This window comes from Streptomyces sp. NRRL F-525 (genome assembly GCF_000716605.1).
Classification (GTDB): Bacteria; Actinomycetota; Actinomycetes; order Streptomycetales; family Streptomycetaceae; genus Streptomyces.
In genome coordinates this window covers 182,815-197,707 of sequence record NZ_JNXE01000006.1, presented here as the reverse complement: position 1 = coordinate 197,707, position 14,893 = coordinate 182,815, and the positions used below count along the sequence as shown (strand labels likewise).

At 71.1% G+C, this 14,893-nt stretch carries 14 protein-coding genes; 2 read left to right on the top strand and 12 right to left on the bottom strand.

Annotated elements, in window-relative coordinates; genetic code table 11:
- Positions 1–2 precede the first annotated feature (2 nt).
- The 10 genes from OO69_RS11680 to OO69_RS11640 are packed head-to-tail and all read right to left on the bottom strand — an operon-like array spanning position 3 to position 10,149.
- Positions 3–1,148 carry a thiolase family protein gene (locus tag OO69_RS11680; RefSeq protein WP_033280441.1) on the bottom strand — a complete coding sequence of 382 codons (1,146 nt, stop codon included), beginning with the start codon at positions 1,146–1,148 and terminating at the stop codon, positions 3–5.
- A 16-nt stretch (positions 1,149–1,164) separates the two neighbouring features.
- Complete coding sequence (locus OO69_RS11675) at positions 1,165–2,313, bottom strand: CaiB/BaiF CoA transferase family protein (RefSeq protein WP_033280440.1); 1,149 nt, start codon at positions 2,311–2,313, stop codon at positions 1,165–1,167.
- Between the two features lie 53 nt (positions 2,314–2,366).
- On the bottom strand, positions 2,367–3,131 hold the full coding sequence (locus OO69_RS11670; protein WP_033280439.1) for a crotonase/enoyl-CoA hydratase family protein: 765 nt from the start codon (positions 3,129–3,131) through the stop codon (positions 2,367–2,369).
- A 34-nt stretch (positions 3,132–3,165) separates the two neighbouring features.
- A complete protein-coding gene (locus tag OO69_RS11665) occupies positions 3,166–4,422 on the bottom strand; it encodes an FAS1-like dehydratase domain-containing protein (RefSeq protein ID WP_199810926.1) in 1,257 nt (418 codons plus the stop codon).
- 44 nt (positions 4,423–4,466) lie between these two features.
- Positions 4,467–5,963 carry a class I adenylate-forming enzyme family protein gene (locus OO69_RS11660; RefSeq protein WP_033280438.1) on the bottom strand — a complete coding sequence of 499 codons (1,497 nt, stop codon included), beginning with the start codon at positions 5,961–5,963 and terminating at the stop codon, positions 4,467–4,469.
- Positions 5,964–5,992: 29 nt separating this feature from the next.
- Entirely contained in the window at positions 5,993–7,096 is a 1,104-nt protein-coding gene (locus tag OO69_RS11655; protein ID WP_033280437.1) for an acyl-CoA dehydrogenase family protein, read from the bottom strand.
- Complete coding sequence (locus OO69_RS11650; RefSeq protein WP_033280436.1) at positions 7,087–7,560, bottom strand: VOC family protein; 474 nt, start codon at positions 7,558–7,560, stop codon at positions 7,087–7,089. Before OO69_RS11650 ends, OO69_RS11655 begins: the two co-directional genes overlap by 10 nt.
- 8 nt (positions 7,561–7,568) lie before the next feature.
- A complete protein-coding gene (locus OO69_RS11645; protein WP_033280435.1) occupies positions 7,569–8,768 on the bottom strand; it encodes a cytochrome P450 in 1,200 nt (399 codons plus the stop codon).
- On the bottom strand, positions 8,765–8,920 hold the full coding sequence (locus OO69_RS51905; RefSeq protein WP_158713374.1) for a hypothetical protein: 156 nt from the start codon (positions 8,918–8,920) through the stop codon (positions 8,765–8,767). The genes OO69_RS11645 and OO69_RS51905 overlap by 4 nt, the downstream gene beginning before the upstream one ends.
- Positions 8,917–10,149 (bottom strand): CaiB/BaiF CoA transferase family protein, encoded by a 1,233-nt coding sequence (locus tag OO69_RS11640; protein ID WP_033280434.1) that lies wholly within the window; start codon positions 10,147–10,149, stop codon positions 8,917–8,919. The genes OO69_RS51905 and OO69_RS11640 overlap by 4 nt, the downstream gene beginning before the upstream one ends.
- A 113-nt stretch (positions 10,150–10,262) precedes the next feature.
- Between OO69_RS11640 and OO69_RS11635 the strand changes: the two genes are divergently transcribed.
- Both OO69_RS11635 and OO69_RS11630 read left to right on the top strand, forming a co-directional pair.
- Positions 10,263–11,582 (top strand): acyl-CoA dehydrogenase family protein, encoded by a 1,320-nt coding sequence (locus tag OO69_RS11635; RefSeq protein WP_033280433.1) that lies wholly within the window; start codon positions 10,263–10,265, stop codon positions 11,580–11,582.
- Positions 11,579–12,355: an SDR family NAD(P)-dependent oxidoreductase gene (locus tag OO69_RS11630; protein ID WP_051800928.1), complete on the top strand. Its 777-nt coding sequence runs from the start codon at positions 11,579–11,581 to the stop codon at positions 12,353–12,355. The genes OO69_RS11635 and OO69_RS11630 overlap by 4 nt, the downstream gene beginning before the upstream one ends.
- On the opposite strand, the gene OO69_RS11625 is transcribed toward OO69_RS11630, so the two are convergent.
- Entirely contained in the window at positions 12,352–13,380 is a 1,029-nt protein-coding gene (locus OO69_RS11625) for a phosphotransferase family protein (RefSeq protein ID WP_033280432.1), read from the bottom strand. The two genes, OO69_RS11630 and OO69_RS11625, sit on opposite strands and share 4 nt — an antisense overlap.
- Positions 13,377–14,891 carry a class I adenylate-forming enzyme family protein gene (locus OO69_RS11620; protein WP_033280431.1) on the bottom strand — a complete coding sequence of 505 codons (1,515 nt, stop codon included), beginning with the start codon at positions 14,889–14,891 and terminating at the stop codon, positions 13,377–13,379. Before OO69_RS11620 ends, OO69_RS11625 begins: the two co-directional genes overlap by 4 nt.
- Between the last annotated feature and the right edge of the window lie 2 nt (positions 14,892–14,893).

Below are 14,893 nucleotides of genomic sequence, written 5' to 3'. Positions count from 1 at the left end.
CGTCACGGAAGCAGCTCGACGACCGTGGCGTTCGCGGTGCCGCCGCCCTCGCACATCGTCTGAAGGCCGTAGCGCAGGTTCCGTTGGCGCATCCGGGCCAGCAGCCGGGTCATCAGGATGGCGCCGGAGCCTCCCAGTGGATGGCCGACCGCGATGGCGCCGCCGAGCGGGTTGAGCCGCTCGGGGTCGGCGCCGGTCTCGGCCAGCCACGCCAACGGCACCGGTGCGAACGCCTCGTTGACCTCGTACGCTCCGATGTCGTCGATGGTCAGGCCGGAGCGGCGCAGTACCTTCTCGGTCGCGGGGATCGGGCCGGTCAGCATCATGACCGGGTCCGCGCCGCTCACCGCGCCCGAGTGGTAGCGCGCTATCGGCTTGAGGCCCAACTCCCTGGCCCGTTCGGGAGTTGTGATGAGCAGGGCGGCGGCGCCGTCGGAGATCTGGGAGGCGTTCCCCGCGTGGATCACGCCGTCCTCCTTGAACGACGGCTTGAGTTTGGCGAGCGTCTCGACCGAAGTGCCGCGCCGCAGGCCCTCGTCGACGGTGAACTTGGTGCCGTCGACCTCGATGGGCACGACGTGGTCGTCGAAGATCCCGGAGTCGATCGCCGCGGCGGCCTTGGCGTGCGACTCGGACGCGAACTCGTCGAGCCGAGTACGGCTGAGCCCCCACCGTTCGGAGATCAGCTCGGCACCGACACCCTGACTGAACTGGAACCCGTCGTAGCGGGCAAGGACCGCGGGTCCGTACGGCTGTCCGGTGGTCCGGTGCGAGCCGAGCGGGACCCTGGTCATGGTCTCCACGCCGCCCGCCACCACCAGGTCGTACTGCCCGGCCATGACGGCGTGTGCGGCGGAGTCGACGGCCTGTTGGCTGGAGCCGCAGGCCCGGTTGATCGTCACGCCGGGCACATGCTCGGGCCAGCCCGCCGCGAGCGCGGCGAACCGGGCGATGTTGCTCGACTGATCGCCGATCTGGGTGACACAGCCCCACATCACGTCATCGACGGTGCCGGGGTCGATGCCGGTGCGTTCCACCAGAGCGGTGAGCACGTGCGCCGACAGGTCCGCCGCGTGCACCGCGGCCAGGGAGCCGTTGCGCTTGCCGATGGGTGTGCGGACGGCGTCGACGATGACGGCCTCGGGCATGGCAGGGTCCTCTCGGTCAGTGGGGGAACTGGACGGCGGCGCCGCTCTCGACGAGTTCGTCGGCTCCGGCGATCCGCCAGTCCCGGAAGACGGCGCGCGTGTCGGCGCCGACGGGTGGTGCTGCCGGCCCGGGGCTCGACGGTGTCGCGGAGAAGCGCGGTGCCGCGGCGGGCTGGACGACGCCGTCCCGGGTGAACAGGCTGCCGCGTTCGGCCAGTTGGGGGTGGGCGGCCGCCTCGGTGAGGCCGAGGACGGGTGCGACACAGGCGTCGGTGCCCGCGAACAGGGCCGCCCATTCGTCACGGGTGCGCTCCGCGAACCGTTCGGTCAGGCTGCGGCGCAGCTCCGGCCAGGTGGACCGGTCGTGCTGGAGATCCGGGTCGACGTCGAGTTTCAGCAGGTCGATCAGGCACCGGTAGAACTTCGCTTCCAGGGCGCCGACCGCCACATGCCGGCCGTCCTTCGTCCCGTAGACGGCGTAGAACGGCCAGCCGCCGTCGAGTTGGTTGACCCCGCGCTCGTCGGTCCACGCGCCGCGCCCGAGCTTGCCGAAGGTGCTCGCGAGGAGATGGGCCGTCCCGTCGACGATCGCCGCGTCGACGACCTGGCCAACTCCCGTGCGTCCTACGGCATGCAGGGCGGCCAGCACGCCGATCACGAGGTAGCAGCCGCCGCCCCCGAAGTCGCCGACGAGGTTGAGCGGTATCCGCGGCGGTCCGCCCGCCTCCCCCATCGCGCCGAGCGCGCCGGTGAGGGCGATGTAGGTGAGGTCGTGTCCGGCGGCCGCGGCGAGGGGTCCGGTCTGGCCCCAGCCGGTCATCCGGCCGTAGACGAGCCGGGGGTTGCGGGCCAGGCACGTGTGCGGTCCGATGCCGAGCCGTTCGGTCACGCCGGGACGGAAGCCCTCGATCAACACGTCGGCGCGCTCGGCGAGTTGGAGGAGCGCGGCGGGTCCGGCCGGGTGCTTGAGGTCGAGTACGACCGAGCGCTTCCCGCGGTTGAGTACGTCCGCGGGGCCACCCGCGTCGGGTTCGTCGGCCCGCTCGGGCCGGTCCACCCGGACGACCTCCGCGCCGAGATCGGCGAGCAGCATCCCGGCGAACGGTCCCGGGCCGATGCCACCGAGCTCGACCACGCGGCAGCCGGACAGCGGTCCTGTGGTCATCAACACCCTCCCTGACAGCCCACATTGAGGTCACTCATCCTGGTACGACGCTCTCAGCGTCCCTTCCAGACCGGTGGGCGCTTCTCCGCGAACGCGGCGGCCCCTTCCCGCGCGTCCTCGGACGAGAACACCGGCGAGGCGATCTCGGCCTGCCGGGTCCAGCCCTCCTCCAGCGTCCAGTCGGCGGCGGAGCGCGCGATCCGTTTCGTCGCGGCGACGGCGAGGGGGCCGTTCGCCGCGATCGTCCCGGCCAGTTCCAGCGCGCCGGCGAGCGCGCCGCCCTCGTCCGTGAGCCGGTTGACCAGTCCGACCTCGGCCGCGCGTGCGGCGGTGATCGGCTCGCCGGTCAGCAGCAGCTCGAGCGCGATGGCGTACGGGATGCGCCCCGGCAGTTGGAGTGCCGCCCCGGCCCGCGCGACCAGGGACCGCTTCACCTCCGGCACCCCGACCCGCGCCGAGCGGGCCGCCACGACGAGGTCGCAGGCGAGCACCAGCTCGAAGCCGCCGGCCAGCGCCCAGCCCTCGACCGCGGCGATCAGCGGTTTGCGTGGCGGGGTGACGGTGATCCCGCACAGCCCGCGGCCCTCGATCGCGGGACTCTCGCCGCGCAGCCACGCCTTGAGGTCCATTCCCGCCGAGAACGTGCCGCCCGCGCCCGTGAGCACGCCGACCCGCAGGTCGTCCGTCTCGTCCAGCTCGTCCACCGCGGCGGCGACGCCCGCGGCCACCCCGGCGTCCAGCGCGTTCTTCACCGCGGGACGGTTGATCGTGATGACCTGGACCGCGCCACGGCGCTCCACCAGCACCTCGTCCGACACCCTTGCCTCCTGAATCGTCATCCTCAATTGCCGTTCATTTGCCGCCGACCGCGAACCGCTCCAGTTCGTGGGCGACCATGCCGTCCAGGTTCTGGGCGGGCGGCACGGGGAGTTCGACGGCGCGCTCCCTGGTCGGAAGGAGCACAACTGCCGTTCCGGGCGTGGTGACTTCACCGCGCTGGTTCTCGCAGCGCACCTCGATGTGCACCTCGCCCCGCCCGTCCACCAACCGTTTGTCGACGACCGTGCCGCGCACCCAGGTGGTGTCGCCGAGGTAGTTGAACTTGCGGTGCTCGCACCGGAGTTTCCACAGCCAACCGTCGTCGCCGATCCAGTCGGTGAGCAGATGGCAGAGCCAGGTCTCGCGCATGCCGCCGTAGTCGTAGGGGTTGGGGAGGCCCAACTCCCGAGCCCGTTCGGGTTCCCAGTGCAGGCGCTGGACGGTGTCCGGGACGCCCAGCCGGTTGGGCGGGTAGAGGCCGGGGGCTTTGCGCCGTACGGCCGCCGCGATACCGAACGCGCCGGGCGGGGTGAGCTGCATGCCCCAGCCGAGGTGCCACACGACCACGTCCGTGGTGGTCAGCGGGCCCTTCACCCGGGGTTGCAGTACGTCCCCGACCTGGACGTCCTCCCAGTGGCGGGGTTCGGCGCCGCGCCTGGTCTCGGCGGCGTACGCCGCGTCGATCTCGGCCAATTGGTCAGGCGTGTAAGGCGGTTGTGCCAGCGCCTCCTTGGCCCGCTTCTTCGACGTGTGCCGTTCGGCGTTGATCCAGGTGCCGCGCCGCAGGGCGTGCATCTCGCCGCGCCCGTTGGCGTACAGGTAGTCGCGGACGACGTGCGCGGTGCGCCCGCCGAAGCTGCTCTGCTTGAGCCGCACCCCGACCTGGGTCTGCAACACCCGGCAGCGGTCGCCCAGTTGGAGCGGTCGCCACCACTCGAACTCCATCACCGCCTGGTAGGAACCGAGTCCCGCGAAGGGATCCCCCTTGAGCAGTGCCTTGGTCTCCGGGTCCGGTGCCGGGGCCGCGTCCTCCCCCATCGTGTAGAGGAAGGTCGGCGGTGCGATGAGGGCGCCCCAGCGGGTCTTCGCCGCGTACTCGGGGTCGCAGTAGAGCGGGTTGGCGTCACCGTAGCCGTAGGCGAAGTGGCGTGAACCGTCCCAGGTGACCTCGTAGTTGTGGGGTGGGTTGTGCTGCGGCTGGGGTACGCCCAGGCGTCGCCGGGAGCGTTCGACCGCCTCGTCCGTCAGCATGCCGAACCGCTCGGCCGTCTTCTCCTCGGTCCCGCTCACCGCTCAACCTCCTTGCTGGTCACCGCAGTTCCTCCTTCAGGCGCTCAGGCCTTGGTCTGCTCGGCGAACCGCGCCCGTACGAGGTCGAGCAGTTCGACGCGGCTCACCTTGCTCGACGGCGTGCGGGGCAGTTCGTCGACGACGACGATGTGGGCCGGCACCTCGTACGGGGCGAGGTGGCTGCGGCACAGGGCGGTCAGTTCGGCCTCGTCGGGAGCGGGCTCCCCCGGCCCCAACTCGACGGCGGCGACCGGTACTTCGCCGAGCCTCGGATCGGGCAGTCCGGCAACTGCCGCCTCGCGTACGGCCGGATGGGTCTCCAAGACGCGTTTGACCGTCTCCGGCTGCACTTTGAAGCCGCCGCGGATGATCGCGTCGTCGGCGCGGCCCTCGATCCACACGAACCGCTCGGCGTCGATCCGGGCCAGGTCACTGGTCCGCACCCAGGTACGGCCGCCGTGCGTGCTCTGCTCGGTGCGCACTTCGAGCCGTCCGGTACGGCCGACCGGCAGCTCGGTGCCGTCCTCGCCGGTCACCCTCAACTCGACGCCGGCGAAGGCGCGTCCGGCGCTGCCCGCCTTGCGCTGCCACCACCGGTCGTGCAGCGGCAGGGTCCAGCCGGCGACGGCTCCGGCGAACTCCGTCGCGCCGTAGGTCATCAGGACGGGGATGCCGTACGTCCGGTGGAAGGCGTCGGCGAGTTCGGGCGGGCAGGGTGCCGTGCCCGAGGTGACCACCTGGAGGGTGGCGAGGCGTTCCTTCGGTACATGGGCGTCGAGGACGGCGCGCAGCGCGGCCGGTACCAGGCTCGCCGCGCGCAGCTGGTGGCGTTCGACGGCGCTGACCCAGGGCTCGACGGCGAACTTCGGCATCAGCAGCATCCGGCGTCCGGTGGCGAGGCAGGCCAGCGCCCGCCACAGGCCGCCGATGTGCACGAGCGGTGTGGCCACGAGCGACGCGGATTCCGACAGGAGTCTGCTCGGCTTCGGGGTCTGACCGCCGGAGACGAGGGCCTGGTCGAGCTGTCCGATGCGCAGGTGGACGCGTTTCGGGGGGCCGGTGGTGCCGGAGGTGAGCATCTCCACGGCGACGCCCGGGCGGGCCGGTGCCTCGGCCGGTGCCGTGCCGCCCGCGGGCCGTAGGGTCCCGTCGGTGCTCAGTTCGAGGGCGGCGCCATACGCGGTCACGGCGTCGAGGACGCCCTCGCGGGCGAGGACCTCGGCGCCGGACACCACGACGGGTGGCGCGCAGCGGGTGATGTCGGCGGCGAGGCGTGCGGCGGGCTGGAGCGGGCTGAGCATGACCAGGCAGCGTCCGGAGGCGATGACCGCGGCGACCACGGCGACGTGTTCGGGCCGGTTCTCCAGGACGACCCCGACGCGGGCCCCGGAGTGCAGGCCCAGCGCGTCGAGTGTCTCGCGGAGTTCCTTCGCGGTCCGCTGGACCTGCCCCCAGGTCCACCAGTTCTGGTCGTACTCGATCGCCTCGGCGGCCGCGGGCGCTTCGGCCAGCAGGCGGGACAGGCGGTCGCGAATTCCCACGTGATCAGCCTTTCGACAGGACGTCGGTCTCAGATTCCGACCAGGTCGGCCAACCGGGCCCGGTGTGCGGCCGGCCCCCCGAACAACTGCTCCGACGACTTCGCGCGCTTGAGATACAGGTGCGCGTCGTGCTCCCACGTGTAGCCGATGCCGCCGTGGATCTGGATGTTCTCCTTGGCCGCGTGGGTGAAGGCGTCCGCGCAGCAGGCCGCGGCCAGCGCGGCGGACACCGGCAGTTCGGACGAGCCCTCGTCCGCCACGGTCGTGGCGTGGTAGGCCGCCGACCGGGCGCCCTCGACCTGGACCAGCAGGTCGGCGCACTTGTGCTTGACCGCCTGGAACGATCCGATGGGCCGCCCGAACTGCACCCGGACCTTGGCGTACTCCACGGCCGCGTCCAAACAGGCCTGCGCCCCGCCGACCTGCTCGGCGGCGAGCGCCACGGCCACCAGGTCGAGCACGGTCCGCAGATACGCGGACGCGTCGCCGTCGGGGCCGATCCGTCGCGCGGGCGCGCCGTCGAGGTCGACGCGCGCCAGCCGCCGGGTCGGGTCGAGGGTCTCCAGCCGGGTGCGGGTCACGCCGGGCGCGTCACCGTCGACGGCGAACAGTCCGGGGCCGGTGCCGGTGCGCGCCACGACGAGGATCAGGTCGGCGGTGTGGCCGTCGACGACGAACATCTTGGTGCCCGACACCGTCTCGTGCGTGGCCGTGGTCTCCACGTCCTCGACGCGCCATGACCCGCTCTCCTCCGCGAGCGCCAGCGTGGCCGTCGTCGAACCGTCGGCGATCGCGGGCAGCCAACGCGCCTGCGCCGCCTCGTCGTTCGAGGCCGCGAGCGCCTGCCCGGCGAGGGCCACGGTCGCGAAGTACGGCGACGGCAGCAGCACCCGTCCCAGCTCCTCCAGCACGATCCCCAACTCGACCGGGCCGCCGCCGAATCCGCCGTAGGCCTCCGGCAACGCCAGTCCGTGCAGCCCGAGTTGGTCCGCCATCTGCCGCCACAGCCGGGGGTCGTATCCCTCGCCGGAGTCCATCGCACGGCGCACCGCCGCGCTCGGCGCCTTGTCGGCGAGGAACCGCCTTAGCGTCGTGCGGAGTTGTTCCTGCTCCTCGGTGAACGTCAGTGCCACGTCGGCGCCTTGGAGCGGAGGTAGGCGGCGAAGTCCGGTATGCGGGTGCGGTCCACGATCTCGATGCGGACGCCCCACGGGTCGAGGTGGTAGGCGAAGATCGACATGGCGCCGTCGACCGTCGCGCAGGCCTCCAGCGGGAAACCCGCCTCCTCCAGCCGTTTGGACGTGGTCTGGAGGTCGTCGCAGAAGTAGCCGAGGTGATGGGTGGCGAGCTGTGCGGCCGGTGTCCACGGTGTCCCCGGGATCTCCTGCACGAGTTCGATGTGCGGGGTGTCCAGTGAGTACGCGTAGCGCAGCGGGAGCACGCGCTCGCCGTCCGCGAGGCGGACCGGGAGGTCGGCGGCCATGGTCTCGGTCCAGCGGTGGCCCGCGACCTCGGTCAGCCGGGTCTTCCACGCCTCGATGTCCGGGACGACAATTCCCGTGTGGTACAGGTCAGTTGCGCTGAGCGGGTGCGTCATGGCGTCGCTCACCACTCGAGCCGGAGCTGCTTGATGCCGTACATGTTGCCGTGCTGTTCGAGGTCCTGGCCGGGGGTGATCCGGTAGTCGGGGATGCGCTTGTGCCATTCCTCGACGGCCACGTTGAGTTCGAGGCGGGCGAGGTGCGAGCCCAGGCAGCGGTGCGGGCCGGAGCCGAACGCGATGTGGTTGCTGGTCTTGCGCCGCAGGTCCACTTCGAGGGGGTCCTCGAAGCGCTCGGGGTCGCGGTTGCTGACCGCGAGCGGGAGCATCACCATCTCCCCCGCCCTGACCGGGCAGCCGCCGATCTCGACGTCCTGGGTCGCCTTGCGGGCGGGCACGACGAACGAGTAGACGCGCAGGATCTCCTCGACCGCCGTGGGGATCAGCTCGGGGTTCTCGACGATCGCCCTGCGCTGTTCCGGATGCGTGGCGAAGTGGTAGAGGGCCCAGCCGATGGAGATCGGGACGGTGTCGAAGCCGGCCTGGAACAGCAGGATGCAGAAGGCGTGCATGTCCCGGTCGCTGATCGGCTCGTCGTCGATCGTCCAGCTCATCGCACGGGACAGCAGGTCGTCACGGGGCGCGTCGCGCCGGACGGCGATCTGCTCCTCGAAGTACTCCGACACGGCACGCATGGCGCTCAACTGCCGCTCGCCGTCCGGGTCTTCACGGTGGGACAGGTGCAGCAGATCGTGGATCCAGTCGAGGAACCGCGCGAGATCCTCCTCGGGCAGGCCCATCAGCCGCATGAAGATCAGGGTCGGGAAGCGGCGGGCGAACGCGTCGAGGACGTCGGCGGAACCGCTGCCCTGCAGCCCGTCGACGAGGCCGGACGCCACCTCCCGGATCTCCGGCTCCCGGGCGGCGACGGTCTTGGGCGAGAAGGCACTGCCCAACAGCCGTCGCCACGCGGTGTGTTGGGGCGGGTCCAGCATCTCCGGGATCCACAGGAACCTGGGGTCGGGGTCGAGCGCCGTCACGGACGTGTTCGAGAAGGTCCGCCAGTCCTGGAGGGCCTTCTGCACGGCCTCGCCCTCGGTGACGACCCAGTACCCGCGCGCGATGGTGCTCCGGAATCCGGCGTGGGTGCGGGCCATCTCGTCCCAGCGTTCCTGATGGCTGAGGACCGGGCCGCCGAGGCGGTTGTCGAAGTGGTAGGCGGGGACGCCCTGGTGGGTCCCGTCGGGTTCGAGGGTCGCGCTCATGACGGCTCCTTCCGCACGCTCTGCTCGTCTCCTGCGGCCTGCGCGTGTCGTACGGTCCGCGCGTCTCGTACGGTCTTCATGTCTTCTACGGCCTTCACGTCTTGTACGGCCTTCACGTCTTGTACGGCCTTCACGTCTTCTACGGCCGTCACGTCGCCGCACCGTCGATCTTCAGCGCGATCAGCTCCTCGTCGGAGAGGCCGAGCGAGCGCAGGACCTCGTCGGTGTGCTCCGCGAACTGCGGTGCCCTCGTCAGGTCGACCGGTGTCTCGTCGAACTGGACGGGGCTGGCGACGAGTTCGCGGTCCACGCCGTCGGCGTCGACGACCGGGGCGATGAGTCCGTTGGCGCGCAGCGAGGGGTCCTGGCCGACCTCCCAGGCGTTCTGCACCGCCGCCCACTGGCCCTCTCCACGCGAGAGGATCTCGACCCACTCCGCGAAGGGACGGGACGCGAGGAGACCGGCGACGATGTCGGCGGCCTCCGCCGCGTTGGCCATCAACTTCTCAGTACTGTCGAAGCGTTCGTCGGTGCCCAGTTCCTCGCGGCCGGCGAGTTTGCAGAACTCGGCCCAGTACCGGCCGGGTTGGAGCATCGACAGTTCGATCCAGCGTCCGTCCGAGGTGAGATAGGCGCCGATGAGCGGGTTGGTGCGCGATCCGTACCGGGGCTGGACGTTGACCGGGAGCGGACCGCCGTTCATCAGCGCCAGGTTGACCGTGAACTGGGTCGCCCAGGCGCCGACGCCGAGCAACGACACGTCCACCACGGAGGGTTCACCGGTCGTCGCGCGGGAGTAGAGGGCGGCGGCGATGCCACCGGCGATCGTCATGCCACCCATCGAGTCGCCGTAGGCCCCGGCGGGCATCCTGGTCATCCGGTCCGCGCCGTGCGGGGTGACACCGGCGGCGCTGCCGCCGCGCGCCCAGAAGGCGGTGCTGTCGTAGCCGCCCTTGGTGGCCTCGTCGCCCTGCGGGCCGAAGCCGCTGCCGCGCACGTAGATGATGTCCGGGTTGATGGCCCGGATGTCCTCGACGTCGATGCGCAGTTTGGCGCGCGCCTCGGGCAGGAAGTTCGTGAGGAACACATCGCTGGCGCGGACCAGATCCTCGAACACCTTGCGGGCGGACGGTTTCTCCAGGGCTAGGCCGACGCTGCGTTTGCCCCGGTTGGGGCCCTCGACTATGGGGAAGAACGACGACCCCTTGCTGGCGGCCTCGTAGCCGAGGACCCGGACCAACCCGCGCTGGGCGTCGCCGCGTTCGGCATGCTCGATCTTGATCACATCGGCACCCCAGTCCGCGAGCACGGCGCCCGCCGCCGGGACGAAGGTGAACTGGGCTACTTCGAGAACGCGTACGCCCTCCATCGGCCTGCGCATCGACCAACTCCTCATACTCATTCCGCCGTCACGCGCTCCGAGTATGGACCGAACCTCGCTAAAAAGTATACTGTTTTGCCGTCACCGACCGACCCGCACCTTCCGGAGGGCCGATGCTGGACTTCTCGACCGAACCCGAGTTCCAGGCCAAGCTGGACTGGGCGGCGGCCTTCGTACGGGAGGAGGTCGAGCCGCTCGACCTGCTCTTCCCGCACGGCGGCGACCCGTACGACACGCGCAACGAGAAGGCGCGCGCGATCCTCAAGCCGCTCCAGGAACAGGTCCGGGCCCAGGGTCTGTGGGCCTGCCATCTCGGCGCCGAACTCGGCGGCGCGGGCTACGGCCAGGTGAAGCTCGCGTACCTCAACGAGATCCTCGGCCGCTCCTACTGGGCCCCGACGGTCTTCGGCACCGCCGCCCCGGACACCGGCAACGCCGAGATCCTGGCGATGTTCGGCACGGGCGCACAGAAGGCGCGCTATCTGCGGCCCCTGCTCGACGGGGACATCGTCTCCACCTTCTCGATGACGGAACCGCAGGCCGGAGCCGATCCGAAGGAGTTCGTGTGCCGGGCCCGGCGCGAGGGGGACGAGTGGGTGATCGACGGGGAGAAGTGGTTCTCCTCCAACGCCCGGTACGCGGCCTTCCTCATCGTCATGGCCGTCACCGACCCGGAGGCCGCGCCGCACGCCCGGATGTCGATGTTCATCGTCCCGGCCGAGACACCCGGCATCGAGATCAAGCGCAACGTCGGCACGATGGACGAGCGCGACTCCCTCGACGAGGGCATCCACGCCTACATCCGCTACGACCAGGTGCGGGTCCCGCTCGACGCCATGCTCGGCGGCCCCGGCGAGGGTTTCAAGGTCGCCCAGGCCCGGCTCGGCGGGGGCCGTGTGCACCACGCGATGCGGACCGTCGGCAAGTGCACGCGCGCCTTCGACATGATGTGCGAGCGCGCGCTGTCCCGCCGGACTCAGGGCACTCTTCTCGCCGAGAAGCAGGCGGTGCAGCAGTTCATCGCGGACTCCTGGGTGGAGTTGCAGCAGTTCCGGCTGCTGGTGCTGCACACCGCCTGGATCATCGACACCCAGCCGCACGGCGCGGCCCGCACCCAGATCGCGATGTGCAAGGTCCAGACGGCGAAGGTGTTGCACGACGTCATTCAGCGCGCCCTGCATCTGCACGGCTCGCTAGGCACCACCAACGAACTCCCGCTCGCCAAATGGTGGATGGCCGCACCGAACCTCGCCCTCGCCGACGGCCCCACCGAGGTGCACCGCACCACGATCGCCAAGCAGCTGCTGAAGAACCGCCGCCCGGCCGAGGGACTGTTCCCCAGCGAACACATCCCGCCGAAACTGGAGGCCGCCCGCAAGCGCTACGCCCACGTCATCGACGACGACAGCCTCACCGGCCGGGTGGAGGCATGAGCGACGGGCGCGACCCCAAGTCCCTTGCTCCGGCAGACCTGTTCGGCCTCTCCGGCAAGGTCGCCCTCGTCACGGGCGGCAGCCGGGGCCTGGGCCTCGCGATGGTCCGCGCCTTCGCCACCGCGGGCGCCGACGTCGTGATCGCCAGCCGCAAACGCGAGGCGTGCGAGACCGTGGCGGCCGAGATCCGCGACCTCGGCCGCCGCGCCCTGCCGGTCGCCGCCCACGTCGGCCACTGGGACGACCTGGCACGCCTCACCGACGCGGCCTACGAGGAGTTCGGCAAGGTCGACGTCCTGGTCAACAACGCCGGCATGTCCCCGCTCGCCCCGTCCTCCGCCGACACCAGCGAGGAACTGTTCGACAAGGTGATCGGCGTGAACTTCAAGGGCCCGTTCCGGCTGGCCTCGTTGATCGGGCAGCGGATGGCCGAGGGGGACGGCGGCTCGATCATCAACGTCTCCTCCTCCGGCGCCCTGATGCCCCAGCCACGCTTCGGCCCCTACGCCGGCGCCAAAGCCGCCCTGAACGCCCTGACCACGGTCTTCGCCCTGGAGTACGGCCCGACCGTCCGGGTCAACACGATCTCGGCCGGCCCCTTCCTCACGGACATCTCCAAGTCGTGGGCGGAGGAGAAACGCCAGACCACACGCAGCGCGATCGGGCGCCCGGGGCAGCCGGACGAGATCGTCAGCACCGCGCTGTATCTGGCGAGCGACGCGTCCAGCTATACGACGGGGGCACTGATCCGGGTGGACGGCGGGCTGTACTAGCCGAGCAACTCCAACGCCTCGTCCAGCAGTTCAGGAAGCGCGGGCAGCATCCGACGGTGCATGTCGTTCAACTGCCCCGCTTTCCGGCCCCGTTTGATCAGCAGGGCGGTGGCGGCCGACTCCTTGTACTTGGTGAGCGCCTCGAACCACCAGAGGTCCCGCAGCGCCTCGCCGCGCAACTCCGCGTAGGCATCGACGAGTTCGGCCTTGGATGGCATGCCGGTCGGCTCGTCCGACGGGGCGGCGGGGTGGCGGGCCTCGTCCGTGAAGAAGGTCAGCCAGGTCATGTCGACCCGGGGATCGCCGAGCGACCAGATCTCCCAGTCGATGATCGACGTCACCGAGCCGGCCTCGCACAGGGTGTTGCCGAGCCGGTAGTCGCCGTGGGTGAACACCGGTGTCATCGCGGCGGGCACGGTGGCGTGCAGCCGGTCCGCGACCGTCTCGTGGCCGGTGCTCAGGTCGTCGGGGACGGTGCCGAACGCGCGGGTCCAGCGGTCGATCTCGGCGTGGAGGGTGACCACGGGTTCCGCCGCGAGCGCCGTACGCCAGGGATCCACCCGGTGCAGGTCGGCGAGCATCCGGGCCGCGTCGAACGCGCGGGAGCGCACCTGGCCCGGCGTGAGGGTGCCGCGGGGTACGAGCACCGGCTCCACGCACTCGCCGGGTACGAGTTCCATCGCCACGAAGGGCTGCACGGCCGGGGGCGCGCCCGCGTCGCAGAACAGCACCTTCGGTACCCGTACGCCGGGCTGTCCGGCCAGGGCCGCCATCAGCCGCGCCTGGCGCAGCACGTCCCGGTTGCGGACCGGGGGCAGGCCGGGCGGGGCCACCTTGAGGACGACGCGTTCGTAGCCGTCCGGGACACCGGAGAGGGCGGCGACGAACGTCAGGCTCGACGTGCCGCCGGTGAGCGGTTCGACGCCGTCCACCGTGGCCCCCGGGATCCAGCCGCCGACCACGGCGGCCGTGCGTTCCGTCAACTCCCTTAGCAGCGCGGGCGTGTTGGTGGCGGCGACGCTCATGGCTGCCCTTTCGTCCCGTTCCCGGGTGCGGTCAGTGCCGCCACGATGTCGCGGCGGATCAGCTTGCCGGTCACCGTGCGCGGGAGTTCGGTCCAGTACGTGATGCGGTCCGGGGTCTTCGAGCCGCGCAGGGTGCCGCGTACGGCGGCGCGCAGTGCTCCGGCGTCGGCCTCGGCACCGTCGCGTGCGACTACGACGGCCTCGATGCGCTGTCCCCACTCCTCGTCCGGCACGCCGACCACGACGGCGTCGAGCACGTCCGGGTGCCGTAGGAGAACGTCCTCGATCTCGGCGGGCGCGATGTTCTCCGCGCCGCGGATGATCGTGTCGTCGGCCCGGCCCTCGATGTGGAGGTAGCCGTCGGCGTCGAGGCGGCCCCGGTCGCGCGTGTGGAAGAAGCCCCGCTCGTCGACCGCGGAGCCCTGTCCGGCGTACTCCCCCGAGACCTGCTCGCCGCGCACCCAGATCTGCCCGGTCTCCCCCGCGCCGAGCAACTCCCCGGTCACATCGCGGACTTCGATCCCGATGCCCGGCACCGGCAGTCCCGCCGAGCCCAACCGGGCGCGTACCACCGGGTCGTCGCTCGCGACCGCCGCCCGGTGTTCGGCCGGGCCGAGCACCGAGATGGTGGACGAAGTCTCCGTCAGGCCATAGGCGTTGACGAAGTCGACACCCGGCCAGGCGCGCAGTGCCGTCTCGATCACCCGCACCGGCATCCTGGCCCCGCCGTAGGCGAGCGAGCGCAGTGAGGGTACCGAACGGTCCAGGCCGTCCGTGTCCATGATCCGGGCGAGCATGGTCGGGACCACCATCGCGTGGGTGATCCGCTGTTCCCGGACGAGGGCCAGCCAGCTCTCCGGGGTGAACTGGTCGAGGGTGAGGGTGCGTCGGCCGGCGTAGAGGTTCGTCAGCACATTGGAGACGGCGGCTATGTGGTACGGCGGCACGCTCATCAGCGCCGCCTCGGTGGGGTCGGCCGCGGCGAACTCGACCGTGCCGAGCACGTAGGACACGAGGTTGTGGTGACGCAGGACCACGCCCTTGGGGGCCGAGGTGGTTCCGCTGGTGTAGATCAGTACGGCGGGGGCGTCTGGTGACGGGGCCAACTCGAAGCCGCCGTCGGCGTTCGCGGCCGCCTCCGCGAGCCAGGCGGCCGGGCCGTACACCGGCAGTCCCGCTCGGCGCAGGGCCGCGTCCTGGTCGGGGGTGGCGATGGCCAGGGCGTGCGGGTGGTTGGCGAGCAGGGCGTCCAACTGTTCTTCGCCGAGGCGGTAGTTGACCGGGACCAGGGGGACCCCGGCGTGGGCCGCGGCGAACTGGGCGACCGCGAAGGCGGGGCCGTTCGTGGCCAGGTACACGATCGCGTCGGCGTGGACCGCGCGGACCAACCGGGCGCCGCCGACGGCCAGTTCGCGGAGTCGTACGGGGGTGAGGCCGTCCTGTGCGGGTCCGATCACCACCCGGTCGCCGAAGCCGTCGGCGGCCATGTCCAGGATCATCGAGACGTTCATCG